Origin of the sequence: Pseudomonas sp. NPDC088322, assembly GCF_044740745.1 — a bacterium.
Taxonomy (GTDB): Bacteria; Pseudomonadota; Gammaproteobacteria; order Pseudomonadales; family Pseudomonadaceae; genus Aquipseudomonas; species Aquipseudomonas shirazensis.
The window spans coordinates 506,452-529,102 of the sequence record NZ_JBIURK010000002.1; the positions used below are offsets into that span (position 1 = coordinate 506,452).

At 61.8% G+C, this 22,651-nt stretch carries 20 protein-coding genes; 12 read left to right on the top strand and 8 right to left on the bottom strand.

All coding sequences use genetic code 11. The annotated features are described in order from the left end of the window. The first annotated feature begins 74 nt into the window (after positions 1-74). Together ACIOAU_RS06580 and ACIOAU_RS06585 are read left to right on the top strand one after the other, a co-directional pair. Positions 75-779, top strand: coding sequence for a transcriptional regulator (locus tag ACIOAU_RS06580; RefSeq protein WP_150569492.1), 705 nt, complete (start codon positions 75-77; stop codon positions 777-779). Positions 780-795: 16 nt separating this feature from the next. Beyond that, complete coding sequence (locus ACIOAU_RS06585; RefSeq protein ID WP_401180793.1) at positions 796-1,695, top strand: pyridoxal-phosphate dependent enzyme; 900 nt, start codon at positions 796-798, stop codon at positions 1,693-1,695. A 93-nt stretch (positions 1,696-1,788) separates the two neighbouring features. On the opposite strand, the gene ACIOAU_RS06590 is transcribed toward ACIOAU_RS06585, so the two are convergent. Together ACIOAU_RS06590 and ACIOAU_RS06595 are read right to left on the bottom strand one after the other, a co-directional pair. Further along, complete coding sequence (locus tag ACIOAU_RS06590; RefSeq protein ID WP_101318720.1) at positions 1,789-2,061, bottom strand: PepSY domain-containing protein; 273 nt, start codon at positions 2,059-2,061, stop codon at positions 1,789-1,791. 58 nt (positions 2,062-2,119) lie between these two features. Next, a complete protein-coding gene (locus ACIOAU_RS06595; RefSeq protein WP_150569495.1) occupies positions 2,120-2,329 on the bottom strand; it encodes a DUF2945 domain-containing protein in 210 nt (69 codons plus the stop codon). 207 nt (positions 2,330-2,536) lie between these two features. Between ACIOAU_RS06595 and ACIOAU_RS06600 the strand changes: the two genes are divergently transcribed. Both ACIOAU_RS06600 and ACIOAU_RS06605 read left to right on the top strand, forming a co-directional pair. Then, positions 2,537-3,634 carry a carboxynorspermidine decarboxylase gene (locus ACIOAU_RS06600; RefSeq protein ID WP_150569496.1) on the top strand — a complete coding sequence of 366 codons (1,098 nt, stop codon included), beginning with the start codon at positions 2,537-2,539 and terminating at the stop codon, positions 3,632-3,634. Between the two features lie 31 nt (positions 3,635-3,665). Next, positions 3,666-4,910, top strand: coding sequence for a saccharopine dehydrogenase family protein (locus ACIOAU_RS06605; RefSeq protein WP_101318714.1), 1,245 nt, complete (start codon positions 3,666-3,668; stop codon positions 4,908-4,910). Positions 4,911-4,967: 57 nt separating this feature from the next. Here the strand turns inward: ACIOAU_RS06605 and mqo are convergent, their stop codons facing one another. Next, positions 4,968-6,620 carry a malate dehydrogenase (quinone) gene (mqo, locus tag ACIOAU_RS06610; protein WP_101318712.1) on the bottom strand — a complete coding sequence of 551 codons (1,653 nt, stop codon included), beginning with the start codon at positions 6,618-6,620 and terminating at the stop codon, positions 4,968-4,970. Positions 6,621-6,855: 235 nt separating this feature from the next. Here mqo and ACIOAU_RS06615 point away from each other — a divergent pair, with 235 nt between their 5' ends. The 4 genes from ACIOAU_RS06615 to ACIOAU_RS06630 all read left to right on the top strand — a co-directional run bounded on the left by ACIOAU_RS06615 (position 6,856) and on the right by ACIOAU_RS06630 (position 13,180). Beyond that, positions 6,856-8,640 carry a thiamine pyrophosphate-requiring protein gene (locus tag ACIOAU_RS06615; RefSeq protein ID WP_150572917.1) on the top strand — a complete coding sequence of 595 codons (1,785 nt, stop codon included), beginning with the start codon at positions 6,856-6,858 and terminating at the stop codon, positions 8,638-8,640. Positions 8,641-8,776: 136 nt separating this feature from the next. Further along, positions 8,777-9,997, top strand: a complete 1,221-nt coding sequence (locus ACIOAU_RS06620) for a putative DNA modification/repair radical SAM protein (protein ID WP_101318708.1) — start codon at positions 8,777-8,779, stop codon at positions 9,995-9,997. Then, positions 9,988-10,830, top strand: a complete 843-nt coding sequence (locus tag ACIOAU_RS06625; protein ID WP_150572918.1) for a TIGR03915 family putative DNA repair protein — start codon at positions 9,988-9,990, stop codon at positions 10,828-10,830. The genes ACIOAU_RS06620 and ACIOAU_RS06625 overlap by 10 nt, the downstream gene beginning before the upstream one ends. 166 nt (positions 10,831-10,996) lie before the next feature. Further along, entirely contained in the window at positions 10,997-13,180 is a 2,184-nt protein-coding gene (locus tag ACIOAU_RS06630) for a TonB-dependent siderophore receptor (RefSeq protein ID WP_401180800.1), read from the top strand. Between the two features lie 58 nt (positions 13,181-13,238). Here the strand turns inward: ACIOAU_RS06630 and ACIOAU_RS06635 are convergent, their stop codons facing one another. Next, positions 13,239-13,703 (bottom strand): hemerythrin domain-containing protein, encoded by a 465-nt coding sequence (locus ACIOAU_RS06635; RefSeq protein WP_401180803.1) that lies wholly within the window; start codon positions 13,701-13,703, stop codon positions 13,239-13,241. 204 nt (positions 13,704-13,907) lie between these two features. On the opposite strand from ACIOAU_RS06635, the gene ACIOAU_RS06640 reads away from it, so the two are divergent. Together ACIOAU_RS06640 and ACIOAU_RS06645 are read left to right on the top strand one after the other, a co-directional pair. Beyond that, positions 13,908-16,337 carry a TonB-dependent siderophore receptor gene (locus ACIOAU_RS06640; RefSeq protein ID WP_401180806.1) on the top strand — a complete coding sequence of 810 codons (2,430 nt, stop codon included), beginning with the start codon at positions 13,908-13,910 and terminating at the stop codon, positions 16,335-16,337. 138 nt (positions 16,338-16,475) lie between these two features. Beyond that, positions 16,476-16,679 carry a hypothetical protein gene (locus ACIOAU_RS06645; protein WP_150569503.1) on the top strand — a complete coding sequence of 68 codons (204 nt, stop codon included), beginning with the start codon at positions 16,476-16,478 and terminating at the stop codon, positions 16,677-16,679. Positions 16,680-16,684: 5 nt separating this feature from the next. Here the strand turns inward: ACIOAU_RS06645 and ACIOAU_RS06650 are convergent, their stop codons facing one another. From ACIOAU_RS06650 to ACIOAU_RS06660, 3 genes are all read right to left on the bottom strand, one after another. After that, positions 16,685-17,509 (bottom strand): substrate-binding periplasmic protein, encoded by an 825-nt coding sequence (locus tag ACIOAU_RS06650; protein WP_401180809.1) that lies wholly within the window; start codon positions 17,507-17,509, stop codon positions 16,685-16,687. 149 nt (positions 17,510-17,658) lie between these two features. After that, positions 17,659-18,399, bottom strand: coding sequence for an SDR family NAD(P)-dependent oxidoreductase (locus ACIOAU_RS06655; protein ID WP_150572923.1), 741 nt, complete (start codon positions 18,397-18,399; stop codon positions 17,659-17,661). Positions 18,400-18,443: 44 nt separating this feature from the next. Further along, positions 18,444-19,271 (bottom strand): amidohydrolase family protein, encoded by an 828-nt coding sequence (locus ACIOAU_RS06660; protein WP_401180812.1) that lies wholly within the window; start codon positions 19,269-19,271, stop codon positions 18,444-18,446. Between the two features lie 143 nt (positions 19,272-19,414). Here ACIOAU_RS06660 and ACIOAU_RS06665 point away from each other — a divergent pair, with 143 nt between their 5' ends. Then, positions 19,415-20,368 carry a LysR family transcriptional regulator gene (locus ACIOAU_RS06665; RefSeq protein WP_150569507.1) on the top strand — a complete coding sequence of 318 codons (954 nt, stop codon included), beginning with the start codon at positions 19,415-19,417 and terminating at the stop codon, positions 20,366-20,368. A 1-nt stretch (position 20,369) separates the two neighbouring features. Here the strand turns inward: ACIOAU_RS06665 and ACIOAU_RS06670 are convergent, their stop codons facing one another. Then, positions 20,370-21,263, bottom strand: a complete 894-nt coding sequence (locus ACIOAU_RS06670) for a LysR family transcriptional regulator (RefSeq protein ID WP_150572925.1) — start codon at positions 21,261-21,263, stop codon at positions 20,370-20,372. A gap of 151 nt (positions 21,264-21,414) precedes the next feature. Between ACIOAU_RS06670 and ACIOAU_RS06675 the strand changes: the two genes are divergently transcribed. After that, positions 21,415-22,590 carry an MFS transporter gene (locus ACIOAU_RS06675; protein WP_401181113.1) on the top strand — a complete coding sequence of 392 codons (1,176 nt, stop codon included), beginning with the start codon at positions 21,415-21,417 and terminating at the stop codon, positions 22,588-22,590. The last annotated feature ends 61 nt before the right edge of the window (positions 22,591-22,651 follow it).

The window sequence follows — 22,651 nt, forward strand, 5'->3', positions numbered from 1 at the left end:
ACCACGCGCTGCCGATTGACGCCCTCGCGATAATTCAACAGAATGTTAAAAATTGACATTTTGTTGAATTATCCATGCCCGCTGCACACATTCTTCGTGAACGCCAGATCGTCCTCTCCACGCTGAAAGCCGCCATCGCGGCAATCGGCAGCGTGGCCGGGCGCAATATGGAAATCCTCCTGCACGACCTCGACCAGCCCGAGCAATCGGTGGTCGCCATCGCCAATGGCCAGCTGTCCGGGCGCGTGGTCGGCAGCCCGATCCTTGCCGCGCCGGAGCAGGACCAGGGCTTCAAGGCCCTGATGCAGGCGGCCAACCAGCCTGGCTGCGAGCCGGTGATCCTGCCCGACTACCCCACCGTGATCAAAGGCCGCACCCTGCGCAGCGCCACGGCGATCCTGCGCGACAGCGAAGGGCAGCCGTTCGCCAGCCTGTGCATCAACGTCGACAACAGTGGGCTGGAGGCCGCCCTCGCCTTTCTCACCCAGCTGCAGCCACTGACTGCCGCGCCACCTGCAGTGGCGGTGGTTGAGGACGCGGCCGACATGGCGCTGCTGATGACCCAGATCATCGACAGCGCCCTGGCTTCATCTGGTCAGGGCCGGCTCACCAAGCAGGCCAAGGTCGAGGCCGTGCGCCTGATGCAGGAGCGCGGCCTGTTCATCGTCAAGGGTGGGGTCGAGAAGGCCGCAGCCGCGCTCGGCGTGACCCGCTACACCGTTTACAACTATCTGGAGCAGCTGCGTGGCGAGCCCACTGCAGCGCCCCGCCAGCCATAATCCAGCGGAGATCAGCATGCCTTTGCACATCCACACCCCCTTGATCGAATCGCGGCCGATGTCGCTCGCCGCTGGCCGTTCGATCTGGCTCAAGCTCGACGCCCTGCAGCCGTGCGGCTCGTTCAAGCTGCGCGGGGTTGGCCACGCCTGTGAGCAGCACCATGCTCGCGGTGCGCGTCACTTTGTATCTTCGTCGGGCGGCAACGCCGGGCTGGCGGTGGCCTATGCCGGGCGCAGCCTGGGCGTGCCGGTGACCGTGGTCGTCCCCGAGACCACCAGCGAGCGGGCCAGAGAGCTGCTGCGCCTGGAGGACGCCAAGGTCATCGTCCACGGCGGCTCCTGGCAGGAAGCCAACCAGCTGGCGCAAACCCTGGTCGGCGCCAATGATGCCTTCATTCATCCATTCGATGACCCGCTACTGTGGACGGGCCACGCCAGCCTGATCGACGAAGTCGCCGCTGCCGACTGCAAGCCCGATGCGCTGATCTTGTCGGTCGGTGGTGGCGGCCTGCTCAGCGGTGTAGTCGAAGGCCTCAAGCGCAATGGATGGGACGATGTGCCGGTGCTGGCGGTGGAAACCACAGGCGCGGCGTCATTTCACGCTGCAGTCGAGGCTGGTCACACGGTCGAGCTGCCGGCACTTAGCTCCATCGCCACCTCCTTGGGCGCCAAGCGGGTCGCGGAGCAAGCGCTGGAATGCGCGCGCAGCCATCCGGTTGAAAGCCATTTGGTCACGGACCGCGAGGCGCTGCAGGCTTGTGAGCGCTTCCTTGCCGATCACCGTCTGCTGGTCGAGCCGGCCTGCGGCGCGGCCTTGGCGCTGGCCTATAAAGCAGAAGCGCTGGGCAACTACCGCAAGGTGCTGGTGGTGGTGTGCGGCGGGGCTACGGCGACGCTTGAGCAGATTCAGCTGTGATTGGCTGCGCAGTAGCTCATTCCGAGCGCGTAAAAAAGCCCGTGACGAGCACGGGCCAAGAGCACCACCGCAGAAAACGTCAGTTACTGGCCATCAATGATCCATCTCGTCCTTGGTGACCTTGCCGCTGTACGGGTCAACATGGAAGTCGTACTTCATGCCATCAGCCTTGACGCCCTCGCCTTCCCAATGACCGTCGTCGGCCTCGATCTTGGTGATCTGGGTGTAGCCGGCGGCCTTGAGGCTGGCTTCGGCCTGATCCTTGGTAACTTTCCAGTCGGCGCCAGGCTGGTCAGCCCAGGCTGCGCTTGCGCCCAGTGCACCTACCAGAGCGAGACCTGTGAACAGTCGAGTCATCGATTTCATCGTTAACGTCCTTTTTGCATGAAGGTATTTGCTGCGACCGGTCGAGTACGGCGAAGGTTCACTCCTTGTGCAAGGCGTCTTCACGGTGCATCGCCAGGTGCCCGGTCTTGGCACTTTTGACCTCGTATTGCGGCTCATCCTTCGAGCAATGGCGCTGCCTGCCCATGAACTCGACATCGTGCAGATGCACCTTGGTCACCGTGCCATGGATGACTCCGGCCTCGGAATTCCAGCGCACCGTATCGCCCACTTTGTATTTTGTGCTCATCGGTTGATGCCTCCTCACGACCGTCATATCTGTCTGTTTTACTAGGCCTCAGCTGCGGGAAATAATTCCTCGCCGTTCGCCCAATGGCGACAACAGGCGCAGGGCGACACACAACTCTGACGAAATGCGTCTACGACCCTTTCGATATGCGGCCAGTGAAGGCACAATGCGTGTCCTTTTTTTGGCCGGCCTGGCCGGGGGCCTTAAATGATCAAGACGCCGTACTACCTCATCGACAAACAGAAGCTGCTGGGCAACCTCGAGAAGATTGCCTACGTGCGCGAACACTCCGGCGCCAAGGCGCTGCTGGCACTCAAGTGCTTTGCCACCTGGTCGGTATTCGACCTGATGCAGCAATACATGGACGGCACCACTTCGTCCTCGCTCTACGAGCTCAAACTGGGCCGAGAGAAGTTCGTCGGCGAAACCCACGCCTACAGCGTGGCCTGGGCCGATGACGAAATCGAAGACATGCTCGCCAACTGCGACAAGATCATCTTCAACTCGATCGGCCAGCTGCAGCGCTTTGCCGAACAGTCCGAAGGCAAGGTCCGCGGCCTGCGCGTCAACCCGCAGGTGAGCAGCTCCGATTACCTGCTGGCCGACCCGGCGCGCCCATTCAGCCGCCTCGGCGAGTGGGACCCGGAGAAGATCGAGCAGGTCATCGGCCAGATCTCTGGGTTCATGTTCCACAACAACTGCGAGAACGGCGACTTCAGCCTGTTCGACAAGATGCTTGCGCACATCGAAGAGCGCTTTGGCCATCTGCTGCACAAGGTCGAGTGGGTCAGCCTCGGTGGCGGTATCCACTTCACCGGTGCCGACTATGCGCTGGACGAGTTCTGCGCGCGCCTCAAGAGCTTCTCCGAGAAGTACGGCGTGCAGGTGTACCTGGAGCCGGGCGAAGCCGCCATCACCCAGAGCGCCTCGCTGGAAGTGACCGTGCTCGACACCCTGTACAACGGCAAGAACCTGGCCGTGGTCGACAGCTCGATCGAAGCGCACATGCTCGACCTGCTGATCTACCGCCTCGACGCCAAGATGGCCCCCAACGATGGCGCGCACAGCTACATGGTGTGCGGCAAGTCGTGCCTGGCCGGTGACATTTTCGGCGAGTACCAATTCGATCGTCCGCTGGCCATTGGTGATCGCCTGTCGTTCATCGATGCGGCCGGTTACACCATGGTCAAGAAAAACTGGTTCAACGGTTTGAAAATGCCGTCCATTGTGGTCAAGCAACTCGACGGCAGCGTCGAAGTGGTCCGCGAGTTCGGTTTTGAAGACTACGTTTCCAGCCTGTCGTAAGTCAGGCCTTCAGTAAGGAGCAAGGGATAAATTGAAGAAGAACGTTCTTATCATTGGTGCAGGAGGTGTCGCCAAGGTGGTGGCCCACAAGTGCGCGCAGCATAACGACGAACTCGGTCGTATTGCCATTGCGTCGCGGAACATCTCCAAATGCCAGGCCATCATCGACAGCGTCAAGGCCAAGGGCAGCCTCAAGGTTCCCGCCGATATCCAGGCCTTCTCGCTCAATGCACTCGATATCGAGGCGACCAAGGCACTGATCCGCGAGACCGAATCGCAGATCGTGATCAACGTCGGCTCTGCATTCCTCAACATGTCGGTGCTGCGTGCCTGCATCGATACCGGCGTTGCCTATCTGGACACCGCCATCCACGAAGAGCCGGGCAAGATCTGCGAGACCCCGCCGTGGTACGGCAACTACGAGTGGAAACACCTCGAAGAATGCCAGGACAAGAACATCACAGCCATTCTCGGCGTCGGTTTCGACCCGGGTGTGGTCAACAGCTATGCCGCACTGGCACAGCAGCAATACTTCGACCAGATTGACTCGATCGACATTCTCGACGTCAACGCTGGCTCGCATGGCAAGTACTTCGCCACCAACTTCGACCCGGAAATCAACTTCCGCGAGTTCACCGGGCAAGTGTGGAGCTGGCAGAACAGCCAGTGGACCAGCAATACCATGTTCGAGGTCAAGCGCACCGACGACCTGCCGGTGGTCGGTTCGCAGAACCTGTACCTGACCGGTCACGACGAAGTGCACTCGCTGTCGAAAAACCTCGGCGTGCCCAACGTGCGCTTCTGGATGAGCTTCGGCGAGCACTACATCAACGTCTTCACCGTGCTGAAAAACCTTGGCCTGCTCTCCGAGCAACCGGTCAAGACCGCTGAAGGCCTTGAAGTGGTGCCGTTGAAAGTGGTCAAGGCAGTGCTGCCTGACCCGTCCTCGCTGGCGCCTGGCTACACCGGCAAGACCTGCATCGGTGACCTGGTCAAGGGCAGCAAGAACGGCCAGCCGCGCGAAGTGTTCATCTACAACGTGGCTGATCACGAAGAAGCCTACGCCGAGACCGACAGCCAGGGCATCTCCTACACCGCAGGCGTGCCGCCAGTGGCGGCGGCGTTGCTGGTTGCTCGCGGCGAATGGGACGTCAAGCGCATGGCCAACGTCGAGGAGCTGCCAGCCGAGCCGTTCCTCAAGGCGCTGGACGTGATGGGCCTGCCGACCCGTATCAAGGATGAACACGGCGATCGTCCCTGGGACGCTGAAGCCTAAGCAGTAACACGAAGGGGCGCCATGATGGCGCCCCTTCTGCATTGCGGGTTGTGCTGATCAGGGCTTGAGGTCAGGGTCAGTGGTCTGATGGTCCTGGCTGACCGGGTCAATATCATCCGGGTTGGCCGGGTCCTGGCGCTTGTCGATGGCCGGTGGCGTGGTTAGCTGGAGAATCTCGCTGGTGTAGGCCCACTCCTCCTCGACCCGCTCGGGACTGTCGTTCAGATGCGTGCCGTACGATGGGATGATCTGCTTGATCTTGTCCTGCCACGGCGCGCTCGCGAGTTTGTCCTTGAACACCTTGTTGAGCAGATCGAGCATGATCGGCGGCGCAGTCGAAGCGCCCGGCGATGCACCGAGCAGCCCGGCGATACTGCCATCCTTGGACGCGACCACTTCAGTGCCGAGCTTGAGCACCCCGCCCTGGTTTTCGTCTTTCTTGATGATCTGCACGCGCTGACCGGCCTGCCACAGGCGCCAGTCTTCTTTCTTCGCCTCGGGGAAGTAAGTCTGTAACGCTTCGAAGCGGTCGTCATCGGACTGCAGTACCTGGCCAACCAGGTACTGCACCAGGTCGAATTCACGCACGCCAACACGCACCATCGGCCAGGTGTTGTGCAGGCTCATGCTGGCCATAAGATCGAACAGCGAGCCCTGCTTGAGGAACTTGGTCGAGAAGGTCGCGAACGGGCCGAACAGGATCATCCGCTTGCCATCCAGCACACGGGTATCAAGATGCGGCACCGACATGGGCGGCGCACCGGTTGCCGCGATGCCGTAGGCCTTGGCCATGTGGCGCTCGGCGATAGCTGGATTGTCGGTCACCAGGAACGAGCCACCCACGGGGAAGCCTGCGTAATCCTTGGCCTCTTCGATGCCGGACTTCTGCAGCAGCGGCAGCGCTGCGCCGCCAGCACCGATGAACAGGAACTTGGCATCGGTGGCCGACTTGCTGCCATCCTTGAGGTTCTTGTACTCGACGTGCCAGGAGCCATCGTCGTTGCGGCTGATGTCCTGCACTTCGCTGGAGAGCTTGAGGCTGAAGTTTTCGCGTGATTGCAAATATCCTACGTACTGGCGGGTAATTTCACCAAAGTTGACGTCGGTGCCGAGCGGCGTCCAGGTCGCCGCAAGCTTCTGATTGGGGTCGCGCCCTTCCATCATCAACGGCACCCATTGTTTGATCTGGGCAGGGTCTTCGGAATACTGCATCCCTCTGAATAGCGGGCTGGCCTGGAGCGCGTCGTAGCGTTTTTTCAGGAAGCGAATGTTGTCATCGCCCCAGACGAAACTCATGTGCGGCGTTGAATTGATGAACGAGCGTGGGTTTTTCAACACGCCGTTCTTGACCTGCCAGGCGAGGAACTGGCGAGTGATCTGGAACGACTCGTTGATCTCCACCGCCTTGGTGATGTCGATCTTGCCGTCTTTCTCGGGGGTGTAATTGAGTTCGGCCAGCGCAGAGTGCCCAGTGCCGGCGTTGTTCCAGCCGTTGGAGCTTTCTTCGGCGACCTTGTCCAGGCGCTCGACCATCTCCATCGACCAGCTCGGCTCCAGTTCGTTGAGCCAGATCGCCAGGGTCGAACTCATGATCCCGCCGCCAACCAGCAAGACGTCCACCCGCTTGGTTTCGGCAGCCTGGGCGTTGGCCAGCCCACAACTGAGGGTGAAACCTGCGAGCAGCAGTTTCGAGGTGTTCGTGATCGTCATGTGGTTCTCCAGCGAGGCCAGACGCGCCTCTGTCTGTAGGTGAATGAATGACCCAGCCTTATCAGTGTTAGCCCAGGTTGGGTGCTGCCTCCACTCAGGGGTGTCTGGTTTCGAGGCGAGCCAGGCGGGATCAGTTCAACCGAGTGTCCGGGGTCGCCTCTGGCCGGTTTAATCTGAACGCGCCGGGACAGAGCCAGTCCCAACCTTCATCCACGCATCAATGAAGGAGAAACCGATGGCTATCACCGTAAGTGACTTTCTCGTCGAGCGTTTACGCCAGTGGGGTGTCACGCGCATCTTTGGCTACCCCGGCGACGGCATCAACGGCGTGTTCGGCGCCCTGCGTCGGGCCGGCTCGATCGAATTCGTGCAGTGCCGCCACGAAGAAATGGCCGCATTCATGGCCAGCGCACATGCCAAGTTCACCGGCGAGCTGGGAGTGTGCATCGCCACCTCCGGGCCCGGCGCCTCGCACCTGCTGACCGGTCTGTATGACGCACGCATGGACCATATGCCGGTCCTGGCCATTGTCGGCCAACAGGCGCGCACGGCGTTGGGCGGGCACTACCAGCAGGAGTTGGACCTGGTGTCGATGTTCAAGGACGTCGCCGGCGCCTTTGTTCAGCAGGCCGCCGCGCCGTCGCAGGTGCGCCACCTGGTCGACCGCGCCGTGCGCACCGCCATCGGCGAGCGCAAGGTCACTGCATTGATCCTGCCCAACGACTTGCAGGAGCTGGCGTATGAAGAACCAGCCCGGGCCCATGGCACGCTGCATTCGGGTATCGGCTTCAGCAAGCCCAAAGTAGTTCCGTACGATGCCGATCTGCAGCGCGCAGCCGATGCGCTCAATGCTGGCAAGAAAGTTGCGATTCTGGTCGGTGCCGGCGCCTTGCAGGCGGGTGAGCAGGTGCAGGCAGTTGCCGAAAAACTAGGTGCAGGTGTCGCCAAAGCCCTGCTCGGTAAAGCGGTCCTGCCTGACGACCTGCCCTGGGTCACTGGCTGCATTGGCCTGCTCGGCACCGAACCAAGCTTCAAGCTGATGGAAGAATGCGACACCTTGCTAATGATCGGCTCGGGCTTCCCCTACGCCGAGTTCCTGCCCAAGGAGGGCCAGGCTCGGGGCGTGCAGATCGACCTTGCCCCAGACATGCTCAGCCTGCGCTACCCGATGGAAGTGAATCTGGTCGGTGATGCCGCCGACACCCTCGCAGCCCTGCTGCCACTGCTGGAAGAAAAAACCCAGCGTAGTTGGCAGCACAAGGTCGAAGGCTGGCGCAAGGATTGGGACAAGAAGTTGGCCAAGCGAGCGCTGACCTCTGCCGACCCGATCAACCCGCAGCGAGTGGTGCACGAATTGTCGCCACGCCTCCCCGACAACGCCATCATCACCAGCGATTCCGGCTCGTGTGCCAACTGGTTTGCCCGCGACCTGCAGATCCGTAAGGGCATGCAGTGCTCGCTCTCCGGCGGGCTGGCGTCCATGGGCGCAGCGGTGCCCTATGCGATTGCCGCCAAGTTCGCCCATCCGGAGCGCAGCGTTGTCGCGCTGGTAGGTGACGGCGCGATGCAGATGAGCAACATGGCCGAGTTGATCACCGTGGCCAAGTATTGGCAGCAATGGGGCAATGGCCGCTGGATCTGCGCGGTGTTCAACAACCAGGACCTCAACCAGGTGACCTGGGAGCAACGGGTGATGGAGGGCGACCCGAAGTTCGCCGCCAGCCAGGACATCCCTGATGTGCCCTATCACCTGTTCGCCATTTCGATCGGCTTGAAGGGCATTTATGTAGGCCGCGAAGAAGACGTCGCGCCCGCCTGGGAAGAAGCCCTGGCCAGTGATGTGCCGGTGGTGATCGATTTCCGCACCGACCCGGATGTGCCACCGCTGCCGCCTCATATGACCCTTGAGCAGGCGAAGAAATTTGCCTCGGCATTGCTCCAGGGCGATCCCAATCAGGCCGGGATCATCAAGCAGACTGCCAAGCAATTGCTCAGCGGCGTACTGCCTAAACGCGATTGATGCCTATGCCCTGAAGCCGCTGCGGCGCATTTGCCGCAATGGTTTCAGGGCCATTTGGCAATTGCCGACGGCCAACACTTGCAACCAGACCGATCTACAAATACTGTATGAATATTCAGTACATCGAGATCGACTAATGGAGCTCATCGCCAAGCTCGGCATCCTTGCCGACGCCGCCAAGTACGACGCCTCGTGCGCCAGCAGCGGCGCGCCCAAGCGCAGCTCGCGCGGCCGCGACGGGCTTGGTGCGACCAATGGCATGGGCATCTGTCACAGCTACACGCCGGATGGCCGCTGCGTCTCGCTGCTCAAGGTGCTGCTGACCAACTTCTGCCTGTACGACTGCCAATACTGCGTCAACCGCCGTACCAGCAACGTGCCGCGGGCGCGCTTCACCCCTGAAGAGGTGGTGCGGCTGACCCTGGATTTCTACCGGCGCAACTGCATCAGCGGGCTGTTTCTCAGTTCCGGCATCATTCGCTCGGCCGACTACACCATGGAGCAGTTGATCGAAGTTGCCCGGCTGCTGCGTGAAGAGCACGAGTTTCGCGGCTACATCCACCTCAAGACCATCCCTGACGCTGACCCGCTGCTGATCGAGCAAGCCGGTCGCCTGGCGGATCGGCTGAGCGTGAATGTCGAACTGCCCACCGATGAAAGCCTCAAGCGCCTGGCCCCGGAAAAACAGGGCCACACCATCCGCCAGGCCATGGGCACTATCCAGCGCGGTCAGCAGGCCGTAGCTGGCGAGCCGCGGGCGCCGCGTTTTGCCCCCGCAGGGCAAAGTACCCAGGTCATTGTCGGCGCTGATGACACCGATGACCGGACCCTGCTTGGCAATTCCGAATCGTTGTATCAGGGGTTTGGCCTCAAGCGCGTGTATTACTCGGCCTTCAGCCCGATCCCCGACAGCCCTGGCAGCGTGCCTCTAGCCGCCCCGCCATTGCTGCGCGAGCACCGTCTGTACCAGGCTGACTTCCTCATGCGCGGTTACGGCTACAAGGCTGGCGAGCTGCTCAGCCAGGCTGGCAACCTGGACCTGGATATCGACCCCAAGCTAGCTTGGGCGCTGTCCAATCGCGAGGTGTTCCCGCTGGACCTCAACCGCGCCGAGCCCGCCTTGCTCGCGCGGATTCCCGGCATTGGCCTGCGCAGCGTCGAACGCTTGGTAGCGCTACGCCGGGAGCGGCGCATACGTTATGACGACCTGATCCAGCTGCGCTGCGTACTCGACAAGGCGCGGCCTTTCATTGTCACCAGCGACTATCGCCCGGCGCAGGCCGATTTGCGCAGCGGCCTGCTGCGAGCGCGCCTGCGCGAACCGCAAGCGCCAGTGCAGATGGGCCTGTGGGGATGATCGCGCTCGACTGCGACCAGCAATTCAGCCTCTGGCGCGAACAGGCGCGCGCGCTGCTCGGGCATGGCATCGATCCCGCCGACGTCACCTGGGCGCAAGGGCCGATGGACGATCTGCTGGCAGTGCCGGCGCCCCTGCCAGAGGGCCCGGGGCCGTTTCGGGCAAAGGTGCCAGCGGCGTTGCTGGCGCAGCTGGAACAGGCCTCGCGCTACTGCGGCGAGCAGCGCTGGAACCTGTTGTATGAAGTGCTCTGGCGGGTCGCCCATGGCGATCGTACCGCCATGCTCCCCGGCGACCGCCTCGGCAGCGAGCTGCACCGGCGGATCAAGCAGGTCAGCCGCGAAGCCCATCACTTGCATGCGTTTGTGCGCTTCGTGCCGCTGCCGGCAGCACTGGCTGCGCAGCTGCAACTGGACCTGGTCGCCTATCATCAGCCGGCCCACGACATTCTTGAAAGCGCCAGCGGCCACTTTGCCGAGCGCCTCGGCCGCCAGCGCTGGTTGATCGCCACCGACCGCGACGGCATTCGCTTCGACGGCCATACACTGGACTACCGGCGCCACTGCCCCGAGCCCTGGCGGCAATGGGCGCAGCACGCCGACGACCCCGGTGCGGATCTGTGGCGCACCTACTACCGGCACATCTTCAATCCAGCCCGGCTCAACCCCGATGCAATGCGCATGCACATGCCGGGCAGGTTCTGGCGGCACTTGCCCGAAGGCATGCTGATCCCGCAACTGATGGGCCAGGCCCGACAAGGCAAGCAGCGCGATGGCCAGGCGCTGGAAGTTGCTCAGCAGGCCGGCAAACGTATCGGCAAAGGCAAAGACTGAAACGGTCGCGGCACCCACTGCATCTACTGATCAGCCAAATGTGAAAAATTCATTGGATTTTTTGCAGCCCTTGGCTGTTGCTGCTCGGAAAATCCTGACAAACTAATTGGTAATGTTTCTCATAAGCATAAACATTTACTAAAAAGACCGTCAGGAACCGCAACCCATGTCGCGCCTTATCCCGCAACGTCGTTTCAGCCCGTCGCGTACTCTCTTGGCTTCCGCCATCTGCATGGCCAGCATGGCCCATGCCGTAGCCGAAGAAGCCGTCAAGCCCAAGGATGGGGCGCAATCGACTGTCATGGAATTAGGCGCAACCGAAGTCAGCTCGGACCGGCTGGGCAGCACCACCGAAGGCTCCCGCTCCTACACCACAGGCGCCATGGCCACGGCGACCAAACTGCCGCTGACCATGCGCGAGACGCCACAGGCAGTCACGGTGATTACCCGCCAGCGCATGGACGACCAGGCGATGACCAGCATCAATGACGTGGTCAAGGCCACGCCGGGGCTGTTCCTCAACTTCTCCAGTGGCCCTGGCCGGCAGACCTATACCGCGCGTGGCTTCGACATCGACAACATCATGTACGACGGTATCCCCAGCGGTTACTCGGGCTGGACGGCCGGGGTGCAGCCAAACCTGGCGATGTTCGACCGGGTTGAAGTAGTACGCGGCGCCACAGGTTTGGTGACCGGCGCGGGCAATCCGTCGGCGGCGATCAACATGGTACGCAAGCGGCCTTTGGCCGAACAGAAAGTCACCCTGACCGGCGCTGCCGGCAGCTGGGACGACTACCGCGGTGAGGTCGATGCCTCCAGCCCGCTGAACGACAGCGGCACTCTGCGCGGCCGAGTGGTCACCTCCTACCGCGACGCCAACAGCTTTGTCGACGATGCCGAAGAAAGCCACGGCCTGTTCTACGCGGTGACCGAAGCGGACCTTAGCGAAGACACCACGCTGACCGTAGGCCTGTCGCACCAGAAGGACAAGACCAACTACTTCTGGGGTTCTTCGATGGTTGGCCTCGATGGCCACCACCTCGACCTGCCGCGCTCGTACAACCCGAGCACCGACTGGGAGAACAAGGACCAGGAAATCAACACGGTGTTTGCCGAACTGCGCCAGCGCCTGGCCAATGACTGGAAGCTGCAGGTCAATGCCAATTATGCCGAGCAGAATGCGCTGTTCTCGGGCTCGTATCAGTCGCGTTGGACCGGCACTACGCTGGGTCGAACGGTTTACCAGTCCAAGCACGATGAAAACCAGGCAGGCGTGGATGTGTTCGCCAGCGGCCCGTTCCAGGCGCTGGGGCGCAGCCATGAACTGGTGGTCGGCACCAGCCGCCGCATCTACGACATGACCAACCACAACTACAGCCCATACGACCCCAACTGGCCCATCAACGCCGGCAAACCGAACTTCCTGCATACCACCAACGACCGCTCCGTCACGACTCAAGACGGCGTGTACCTGACCACCCGCCTGAGCCTGGCCGACCCGCTCAAGCTGATCCTCGGCGGCCGGCTGGACTGGTATGACTACGATGACAAGGATGGCCAGGGCGATTACAAGGTCACCCGCAACGTGACCCGCTATGCCGGCCTGATCTACGAGCTCAATGACAATCACTCGGTGTATGTCAGCTACAGCGATATCTTCCAGCCACAGACCGAGCGCGGCTCAAGCAATTCGCCGGTGCGTCCGATTGAAGGCAAGAACTACGAGGTAGGCATCAAGGGCGAGTACTTCAACGGTGCCCTGAACGCCAGCCTGGCGGTATTCCGCGTCGACCAGGAAAACCGTGCGGTGGAAGTGCTCGACCGTACTGTCTGTTCGTCGACTCAGCTTACCTGCTACGAAGCCTCTGGCGAGATCCGCAGCCAAGGTATCGACATGGAGCTCCAAGGCGCACTCACCGACAACTGGCAGATCGGCGGCGGTTACACCTATGCTCGCACCCATACCACCAAGAATGCCGCGCAACCGGCGCTGGTCAACAAGCAGTTCGAAACGGACACCCCTGAGCATCAGTTCAAGATCAGCACGACCTACCGTTTCCAGGGCCCTCTGGAAAAACTGCGAGTCGGCGGCAGCGTCAACTGGCAGAGCCGGATGTACAACGACATCGCATTGGTCGACGGTGGCAACTACCGTCTTGAACAAGGTGCCTATGCAGTCACCGACGTGATGGCCGGCTATCAGGTCAACCGCAACCTCGACCTGCAGCTCAATGCCAACAACATCTTTGATCGCAAGTACTACTCGGCGATCTCGCAATCCTGGCAATACGGCGGCGATGTCTATGGCGCGCCGCGCAACATGATGCTGACCGCCAAGTACAGCTTCTAAGCGAAGACGTGCAAGGGCCACACGCCAGATTCAACCTGGCGCGTGGCCCCTGCCTGCATCAGGCGACGCGGTGTTCGTCTTTGATCAGTTTTTTCTGCGCCTGCATGGCGTCGCCCAGTTGCTCAAGGGTTGCCTTGTCGAGCAGCTCCTTGGCGCGCGGGAACATATCCGACTCCTCCTCTTCGATGTGATGCTCGAGCAGTTCCTTGAGCACCTTCATCCGCCCTGAAAACTCCAGGGTATCGGGTGGCGTCTTGAGCAAGTCAGGCAATACCAGCGCATCCACCGTGCGGTGCTCCTCCTTGGCCTCGTGGTACATCTTGACGTCGTCCTTGTCGCCGGCCTGAGTCAGCGCAGGGTAGAAGATCTCTTCTTCGATGGTGGTATGGGCCTGCAGCTCCAGCTCGATCCGCGCCAGCAGCTCGGTGCGCTTTTTCACCGCCCGTTCAGTGGTGTTGGACAGCTCTTCGAGCAGCTTTTTCACCGTCTTGTGGTCTTGTTCCAGCAGTTCGATAGCGTTCATTCAGCACCTCATCAGTACCCGGTTGGAATCACGGCGTCGCGTAGGATTGAGTTGCTCGTGTTCGTCCAGGTTCCATACGTTAGCCAGGCGGCAAACGCTGCTGAAAAAAATCTCGGCATGGATGATAGGTTTTCTCATTCCCATTCGACTTACTCAGCGAAGGGCAGATAAGCCCGCCTGCCACCCACAACGAGATTTCACGCCATGACCGCCCCTTTTCCGGTTGGCCGCCTCAGCGCCAGCCTTCGCAGCGCCCTGCTCCTCTCCACCCTGCTTGGGCTGGGCCTGGCCATGCCCGCCAAGGCTGCCGACAGCAGCGAGCGCGATTACCACATCCAGGCCGGCGACCTCGGCACTGCGCTGACCCGTTTCGCTGCTGAAAGCGGCGTGGTGCTGTCGTTTGACCCAGCGCTGACGCGGGGTCTGGCTACGGCTGGCCTGGATGGCAGTTTTGCTTCCGATCAAGGCCTGCAACGACTGTTGCTCAATTCCGGCCTGCAAGCGGTGCGCGAGGGCGACGGTCGTTACTCGCTGCAACCGATCGCACAGGACGGCGCGGCCCTGGAGCTGGGCGCCACCGAAGTGATTTCCAATCAGTTGGGTACCGTCAGCGAGGGCACCGGCTCGTACACCCCAGGCTCGATCGCCACCGCCACCCGGCTGGTACTGACCCCGCGCCAGACGCCACAGTCGATCACCGTGGTCACCCGTCAGCACATGGATGACTTCGGCCTCAACAGCGTCGACGACGTCATGCGTCACACCCCGGGCATTACCGTTTCAGCCTTCGACAGCGAGCGCAGCAACTACTACGCGCGCGGCTTTTCGATCAACAACTTCCAGTACGACGGCATCCCCTCGACCGCGCGCAACGTCGGCTATTCAGCCGGCAACACCCTCAGTGACATGGCCATCTACGACCGCGTCGAGGTGCTCAAGGGCGCGACTGGTTTGCTCACCGGCGCCGGCTCGCTGGGTGCGACCATCAACCTGGTACGCAAAAAGCCTACGGCCGACTTCCAGGGCCACGCGACGCTGGGCGCAGGCTCGTGGGACAACTACCGCAGCGAGCTGGACGTCAGCGGCCCGCTCAACGACAGCGGCAACGTGCGTGGGCGAGCGGTAGCGGCCTATCAGGACAAGCACTCGTTCCTGGACCGCTACTCGCGCAAGACCCCGGTGTACTACGGCATCCTCGAGTTCGACCTGTCGCCAGACACCCTGCTCACCGTCGGCGGCGACTATCAGGACAGCCTGCCCAAGGCCTCGTCGTGGTCAGGCAGTTTCCCCCTGCTCAACGCCCAAGGCCAGCACAACAACATCTCGCGCTCGTTCAACAATGCGGCTGACTGGAGCAGTTGGGAGCAGTACACCCGCACCGTGTTCGCCATGCTCGAGCACAACTTCGACAACGGCTGGGTGAGCAAACTACAGGTCGATCACAAGATCAATGGTTACCACGCCGTGATGGGCACCATTCAGGGCACCACGCCGAATGCCGACGGCACCTCGGCGATCGTCCCCGGCAAGTTCACCGGCGAGACTGTCAGCGACTCGGCCGACCTGTATGCCTCCGGCCCGTTCAGCCTGTTTGGGCGTGAACACGAACTGGTGGTCGGCGGCTCCATCGCCCACTCCAACTGGGATGGCAAAGGCTACTGGAACTACACCCTGCGCGAGCCCAACGTAGTCGACTTCAACAACTGGCACGGCAACATTGCCGAACCGGACTGGGGCAGGCCTTCGCAGCGTACCGACGATACCGTGCGCCAGACCGGCGCCTACTTCACCACCCGGCTCAACATCACTGACGACCTGAAAGTGCTGCTCGGCGGTCGGGTGGTCAACTACACCATCAGTGGCCTCGACCCGACCTACAAGGAAAGCGGCCGCTTCGTGCCCTACGTCGGCGCCATCTACGACCTCAACGACACCTACTCGGTGTACGCCAGCTACACCGATATCTTCATGCCGCAGGAAGCCTTCAATCGTGATCGCGACAACAAGATGCTCGAGCCGGACGAAGGCCAGAACTACGAGATTGGTCTGAAAGCCGAGTTTCTCGATGGCCGCCTGAACGCCAGCGCCGCTTACTTCGAGGTGCATGAGGACAACCGCTCGATTTCCGATGACGAATACAACGATCGCGTGCCCACGCCAGACAACTATGCTTTCAAGGGCACTCAGGCAGTCACCAAAGGCTACGAGATCGAAGCGTCCGGCGAGCTTGCGCCGGGTTGGCAGGTCCAGGCCGGCTACACCCACAAGATCGTGCGTGATGACAACAACCTGAAGATCTCCACCTTCGAACCTGAAGACCAGGTCACCCTGTACACCAGCTACAAGCTGACCGGTGCACTCGACAAGCTGACTATCGGCGGCGGCGCGCGCTGGCAGAGCGTGGCCTGGCAGGACATCTACAACACGCCGCAGGCGCGCTACGAGGAGTTTTCGCAAAAGGCCTACTGGCTGGTCGATGCCATGGCCCGCTACCAGTTCACCAAGCAGCTGTCCGCGACCGTCAATGCCAACAACCTGTTCGACAAGACTTACTACACCAACCTCGGCTTCTACAAAGCCGGCGCCTACGGCGAACCGCGCAACTACATGCTGACCACTCGCTGGGACTTCTGACCGCGCCCCGAGGACGTGGCGCCCGCAACGGGCGCCCTGGTGCGGCAGGCTGCCGTCGGTCGCCCAATCATGAGCCTCCTTGCACGCTTGCATGATGCAGACTAATAGTTAATGCATCTGCCTGGGGAGGCACTCGACATGCAGCCGCGCTTTGTTGTGGTTCCGGCTATGCCAAAAGAAAAACCGTGCCCGCAGCACGGTATTCGTCTTTTTACAGGGGCGGCCTGCAGCGGCTTCAACCTGTACGACAACGTCGAAAAGCTGCGATTGCAACTGACCTTCAATCAGCGAGCTGAGGCTGAAGCGGAGTGCTCGCGGCTAAACGTGAGTGCGCCTGGCTGAAACGTTCAGGGCTTGCCGGGCAACGTTCCGGGCTCGTTCTGACTGCGCCAGCGCTGCAGGTTGTGCATGACCCACTGCGCGGGCAACGGCCCGGCGGCCACCTCTTGCATGGTCGCCGCCAGCCGCTGGCGCAACTCGGCCACGTTGCATGGCGCATTGTGCGACACGGCCAGGTACAAACCCTCGGCAGATACCGGCGGCTCAAGCATCTGCAGCTTGTGCTCGACACCCAGCGTGCGCGCCAGTGCCATGCCGGGATAGCGTTCGAACAGCACGTAGTCGTTGCGTTTGTGCAGCAGCTTCTCGAACGCCTGGTGGGCGCTGGGCACGGCTTCCAGGTTGAGATTGGCGCTGGCGAAGTCATCGAACGCCTGGCCGTGGCTGTTGTTGACCAGGGTGCCGCCACTGCGTCCTTTCAGGTCGTCCCATTTGACGTAGGCAAAGCCGTCATCACGACGGACCCAGACCATACTGGCGGTGGTCAGAAAGGCCGGCTTGATGAAGTCCATGGTCTGTTCGCGCGTTTGCGTGATGAACAGACCGGCAAGCAGGTCGATACGGCCGTTGCGTACCTGCTCTTGCGCCCGCGACCACGGCCCGCTGTAGACCACGGCGATGTCGATGCCCAGTTGCCTGGCCACATGCTGGAGCAAGTCGACATTGGCGCCGATCAGCAGTGCCGGGTTGTCCGGGTCGCGCCACAGGTACGGTGGATATTCCGGATTACCGGTAGCGGTCAGGTGCCGACAGTCGTTCGCTGCCATCGCAGCCATCGGCAGCAGCAGAATCAGCGACAACAGGCAACATCGCCAGCGACAGCGTTCGAGCATTGGCGACCCTCGGCAAGGATGACGGTGCGTCTGCCCAAGCAATCCCGGCAGACTGACGACGCCCCGTCAGTCTGGCCCAGAATTGCCCGGGCGCCAATGCGCGCGTGGCGGGTTTGCATGCCGCAAGTCAATCGTTGGCAACAATCCCGTCAATAGGTGGCTCGGCCGCCACTGAGGTCGAACACGAAGCCGGTGGTGAAGCTGCACTCTGGGCCGGCGATCCAGGTGACCATGTTGGCGATTTCTTCGGCCTTGAGGAACCGCCCCATGGGGATCTTGGCCTTGCTCGCGTCGATGTGCTCTTGGGTCATCTCGGCCATCAGTGGCGTCTCGACCATGGCAGGTGCCACACAGTTGAGCAGCACCCCGTCCTGCGCCAGCTCCTTGGCTGCAGCCTTGGTGAAGGCGATCACACCAGCCTTGGCCGCCGAATAGCCGGAAATGTACTGCACGCCGTCCTTGCCGGCCATCGAGGCGATATTGACGATGCGGCCGTAGCCGCGCTCGCGCATATGCGGGATGACCGTGCGGCAGCAATAAAACACGCCGTTCAAGTCAATCGCGATGACCTTGTCCCAGGCTTCTACCGGATACTCCCAGGACGGCAGCACCGGCCCGTTGATGCCGGCGTTGTTGACCAGAATATCGACCCGGCCCAGGTTCTCGATCAGTTCGGCAAAGGCCGCCTCGACCGAGGCCAGCGAGGCGACATCGACGGCCTGGCATATTGTTGGCTCGAAGCCAGCGGCAGTGCTGTCCCAGCTATCCACCGCCAGATCCCAGATGACGATACGGGCGCCTTCGGCATGCAGCCGGCGGGCAATGGCCAGGCCGATGCCGCGCATGCCACCGGTCACAATCGCGGTTTGTCCTTCGAGGTGCAGGCTCACGGTGTTGCTCCTTGGTTGAGATTACAGGCGGTGATGGCCGCGGCTCAGGCAAAGCCGAACAGCCGGCGTGGGGTGTCCCACATGATCTCGCGGCGCAGTTGCGGGTCTGGCATCAGCCGCTCGGCAAGCTTGAGCAGCGGGCCGTAGTCGATCCGCGAGTGCTGACGAATGAACGGCCAGTCCGAGCCCCACACGCAGGCGTTTGGGCCGAATGCCTCGATCAAGGCCTGCACATAGGCATGGCTCTGGGCGTGCAAGGCATCGGCTGCGGCAAACTTCTGCATACCCGACAGCTTGACGCTGGCGCGCCCGGAACGCGCCAGCTTGAGCAACGCCTGAAAGCCCGGTTGACCTACCCCGGCCGCCGCGTTCGGCCGGCCACAGTGATCAATCAGCAGGCGCACCGGGCTACGTTCGAGCAGCCCGTGCAGCTCCAGCAACTGGTCATCACACACCTGAATCTGGGCAAACATGCCCAACTCGGCCAGCTTGGCCAGACGTGCTTCGGCACCATCCATGGTGTGCAGGCCGTACAGCGCCGGGTTGAAGGCAACCCCAACTACGCCCTGGGCCTGCAGCGCAGCCAAGGCGTCGAGGCTGATAGCGTTGTCGACCACCGCAATGCCCTTGAAACGGCCTTGACCAGCTGCCAATGCCGCCAGCAGACAACGGTTGTCGGTGTGGTAGCCACTGTTGGGGCCGACCAGTAAGGCATTGCATACGCCGTAGGCAGCCATGACCTCCTCCCACTGCGTCAGCGTGGCCACTTCCTGGCCGGAGGGCGCATACGGCGCATCGGGGTGATAGGGGTAAGCTACTGGATCAAACAAATGGTTATGGCAGTCGATCTTTGGCTCGTCGAAAATACTCATGCGTTTCTCTCTCCAGACGCCGCAGCGCGGGCCGGCAAATCTTGGTATTGTCGCCACCGACATGGCGCCAGGCAGGAGCTAACGATACTGCGCAGCCGCCACCAGCGCTCATACCTGGATGAGCAAGACCATAACCAAAGGTAATGATTATGCCCTCAGACCGACCGAGCGCAGATCACATGCTGTTCAAGCTGCGGCACATGGAAGTATTCCGCGCGGTGATGCTGACCGGCTCGATCAGCGCCGCGGCCAAGCTGCTCTATGTCTCGCAACCAGCGGTGAGCAAGCTCATGGGCTACATCGAAGGGCGCCTGGGTTACCGCTTGTTCGAACGGATCAACAATCGCCTGGTACCGACCGGCGAGGCGCAGGTCCTCTATCGTGAAGTCGAGCGGGTGTACCAAGCTGCGTTGGTAGTCAACGACTGTGCGCTGGCACTGGCCAGCGGTGCCCAGCGCACCTTGCGCCTGTGCTGCAGTGCCTCGCTGTCGACCGTGGTCATCCCGGCAGCGCTGGCCCAGCTCAAGCGCGAGGTGCCGGCGCTGAATATCGAATGGCAGACCACGCTCATGGTCGAGATGGCCAATCAGATCCTGTCGAAAAAGGTCGACCTGGCCATCGCCGCCCTGCCGCTGCCGCACGACCACCTGCACTCGGTGCCCTACATGCGCGGGCGCATGGTTGCGCTGATGCCGTTCGACCACCCGTTGGCGCATCACCCATCCCTGTCATTGCAACAACTGCAGGGCTATCCCCTGCTGCTGTTCCGCCCGGACATGGCATTCGGTCAATTGCTCGGCGAGGCCTTCAGCCGCTGCGGCGTGCAGCTTGATTCGCTGTTGTCGTTCACCAATGCAGTGGAGGCCGTGGCACTGGTCAAGCAAGGCATGGGTATGACCATCATCGACGAGTTCGTGGCCCAGGACAGCGGCCTCAAAACTGTGCCGCTAAGTGATGAGATCAGCTTCGATATCAGCTTTGTCTACTCGCGCTTCGAGCCACCAGCCCAGGCCACGCTGCAGTTGATGCGTATCTTGCAGGCGCAGGCAATGCAGCTGGGCCGGGCGATCGAACCAGTCGAACCGGCGCTTACCTGAGCTACGGGCGATAGCGCATCGCCTCGACAAAGGCGGTAAATGCTGGCGAGGGCTGGCGCCGATTCGGGTAATAAAGGTGAAAGCCCTGAAAGTACGGGCACCAGTCCGCCAGCACTTCCTGCAAGCGCCCCTCAGCGATCAGTGGCGCCGCCAGGGCGTACGGCACGTAGCCAAGGCCGATACCGTCAACCGCGCTGTTGAGCACGTGCATGATGCTGTTGACCACCAACTGGCCCTCGCCCTTCACGGTAAAGGCCTGGCCATCCTTCTCGAATTCCCAAGCATAGATCGATCCAGCAGGGCGGTGGCGGATATTCAGGCAGCGGTGCTCAGTCAGCTGGTGTGGCGTCTGCGGTATGCCGTGAGCGGCGAAATATTCGGGTGAAGCAACCACCGCAAGGCGCCAGTCCGGGCTGATGCGCACGGCGATCATGTCCTTGCTGATCGACTCGCCCATTCTGATCCCGGCGTCGAAACGCTGCTCGACCACGTTGGTGAAGCCGTAGTCCACCATCAGCTCCAGGGTGATATCCGGGTAGGTCTGCAGAAAGGCCTTCAGCTTGGGCCGGATGTACAGATCGATGGCGTCATCGGTGCAGGTGATGCGCAGGGTCCCGGCAGGCTTGTCGCGCAGCTCGCCGAGCGCCTCTACCTGCTCGGCAATCTGCTCGAACAGCGGCGCCAGCGACTGCAGCAAGCGCTGCCCGGCCTCGGTGGGCGCGACATTGCGGGTAGTCCTGGCCAGCAACCGTACGCCCAGGCGCTGCTCCAACGCACGCATCGCATGGCTCAACGCCGACGGCGTGACGCCCAGCTGGGCCGCTGCCTTGGTAAAACTCTGTTCCTGGGCGACAGCGATGAACGCTTGCAGGTCGTTGATCTTGGCGTGCTTCATTGCTGAGATTTTCTCACAACCACATTCAGATTCCCTCTACTAATCAGCAGACGCTCTATCAGTCAAGATTTAAACCACGACACGTCAGCTGCATTGTCCTTCAAAAACGGAATCCATTATGTCCAGCCCAACCATCGAGGCCTCGCCGGGTATGCACCGCAACGACGGCCAGGGCAGTGCGCCCGCTTACTGGAGCGGCATCTTTGCCATGACCCTGTGCGTGTTCGCGCTGATTGCCTCCGAGTTCATGCCGGTAAGCCTGCTTACGCCAATCGCTCGCGACCTGAGCGTCAGCGAAGGGCTGGCCGGCTACGGCATTGCCATCTCCGGCGCATTCGCCGTGCTGACCAGCCTGACCATCGCCAGGCTGGCCGGCTCGCTCGACCGCAAGGCCCTGCTGCTGTTATTGACCGCACTGATGTGCGTATCTGGGCTGATTGTCGGCTCGGCCAGCAATTACAGCGTCTACATGCTCGGCCGTGCCCTGATCGGCGTGGTCATCGGCGGCTTCTGGTCGATGTCTGCGGCGGTTGCCATGCGCCTGGTGCCCAAGGCCAGCGTGCCCAGGGCGCTGGTCATCTTCAATAGCGGCAATGCGCTGGCCACTGTCATTGCCGCGCCATTAGGCAGCTATCTTGGTGGTGTCATCGGCTGGCGCGGCGCATTCTATTGCCTGGTGCCGGTGGCATTGCTCGCGCTGGTCTGGCAATGGTTGAGCCTGCCGTCGATGCCGACGCATGAGCGAGCTGGCCCGTCGGGCAGCGTCCTGGCGCTATTGAAAAGGCCTATCGTGATACTGGGCATGCTCGCTGTCGGCGTGTTCTTCATGGGCCAGTTCATGCTGTTCACCTACGTGCGGCCCTTTCTGGAAAGCGTCAGCCGGGTAAATGTGACCACCTTGTCGATGATCCTGCTTGGCCTGGGCGTCTCGGGCTTTATCGGCACAGTGCTGATCGGCGCCTTCCTCAAGCGCAACCTGTACCGGCCATTGATCGTCATCCCGTTGTTGATGGCCGTCATCGGCGTAGGCCTGGTCATGTTCGGCACTTCGGTACCCGCCGTGTTCGCCCTGCTCGCCCTGTGGGGCCTGTTTGCCACCGCTGCACCGGTGGGCTGGTGGGTTTGGCTGGCCGAGTCGCTGCCCAATGATGCAGAAGCCGGCGGCGGGCTGATGGTGGCGGTAATCCAGTTGTCCATCGCACTCGGCTCGACCGCAGGCGGGGTACTCTTCGACAGCAGTGGCTATCGGCTGACATTCTTTGCCAGCGCCGCACTGCTGGTCCTGTCAGCGCTGCTGACCCTGCGCGCCGCTCGGGCCAGCGGCTGAATCGAACACAGATCGGCTTGAACCTCTGGCGTGCTGGCCTGCTCAGAAAACCATTACTTGA

Bases quoted from the DNA above. Each gene is read 5' to 3' on its own strand.
- ACIOAU_RS06580 (WP_150569492.1), top strand. From the start codon at position 75: ATGCCCGCTGCACACATTCTTCGTGAACGCCAGATCGTCCTCTCCACG.
- ACIOAU_RS06585 (WP_401180793.1), top strand. From the start codon at position 796: ATGCCTTTGCACATCCACACCCCCTTGATCGAATCGCGGCCGATGTCG.
- ACIOAU_RS06590 (WP_101318720.1), bottom strand. From the start codon at position 2,061: ATGAAATCGATGACTCGACTGTTCACAGGTCTCGCTCTGGTAGGTGCA.
- ACIOAU_RS06595 (WP_150569495.1), bottom strand. From the start codon at position 2,329: ATGAGCACAAAATACAAAGTGGGCGATACGGTGCGCTGGAATTCCGAG.
- ACIOAU_RS06600 (WP_150569496.1), top strand. From the start codon at position 2,537: ATGATCAAGACGCCGTACTACCTCATCGACAAACAGAAGCTGCTGGGC.
- mqo (WP_101318712.1), bottom strand. From the start codon at position 6,620: ATGACGATCACGAACACCTCGAAACTGCTGCTCGCAGGTTTCACCCTC.
- ACIOAU_RS06615 (WP_150572917.1), top strand. From the start codon at position 6,856: ATGGCTATCACCGTAAGTGACTTTCTCGTCGAGCGTTTACGCCAGTGG.
- ACIOAU_RS06620 (WP_101318708.1), top strand. From the start codon at position 8,777: ATGGAGCTCATCGCCAAGCTCGGCATCCTTGCCGACGCCGCCAAGTAC.
- ACIOAU_RS06630 (WP_401180800.1), top strand. From the start codon at position 10,997: ATGTCGCGCCTTATCCCGCAACGTCGTTTCAGCCCGTCGCGTACTCTC.
- ACIOAU_RS06635 (WP_401180803.1), bottom strand. From the start codon at position 13,703: ATGAACGCTATCGAACTGCTGGAACAAGACCACAAGACGGTGAAAAAG.
- ACIOAU_RS06640 (WP_401180806.1), top strand. From the start codon at position 13,908: ATGACCGCCCCTTTTCCGGTTGGCCGCCTCAGCGCCAGCCTTCGCAGC.
- ACIOAU_RS06645 (WP_150569503.1), top strand. From the start codon at position 16,476: ATGCAGCCGCGCTTTGTTGTGGTTCCGGCTATGCCAAAAGAAAAACCG.
- ACIOAU_RS06650 (WP_401180809.1), bottom strand. From the start codon at position 17,509: ATGCTCGAACGCTGTCGCTGGCGATGTTGCCTGTTGTCGCTGATTCTG.
- ACIOAU_RS06660 (WP_401180812.1), bottom strand. From the start codon at position 19,271: ATGAGTATTTTCGACGAGCCAAAGATCGACTGCCATAACCATTTGTTT.
- ACIOAU_RS06665 (WP_150569507.1), top strand. From the start codon at position 19,415: ATGATTATGCCCTCAGACCGACCGAGCGCAGATCACATGCTGTTCAAG.
- ACIOAU_RS06670 (WP_150572925.1), bottom strand. From the start codon at position 21,263: ATGAAGCACGCCAAGATCAACGACCTGCAAGCGTTCATCGCTGTCGCC.
- ACIOAU_RS06675 (WP_401181113.1), top strand. From the start codon at position 21,415: ATGCACCGCAACGACGGCCAGGGCAGTGCGCCCGCTTACTGGAGCGGC.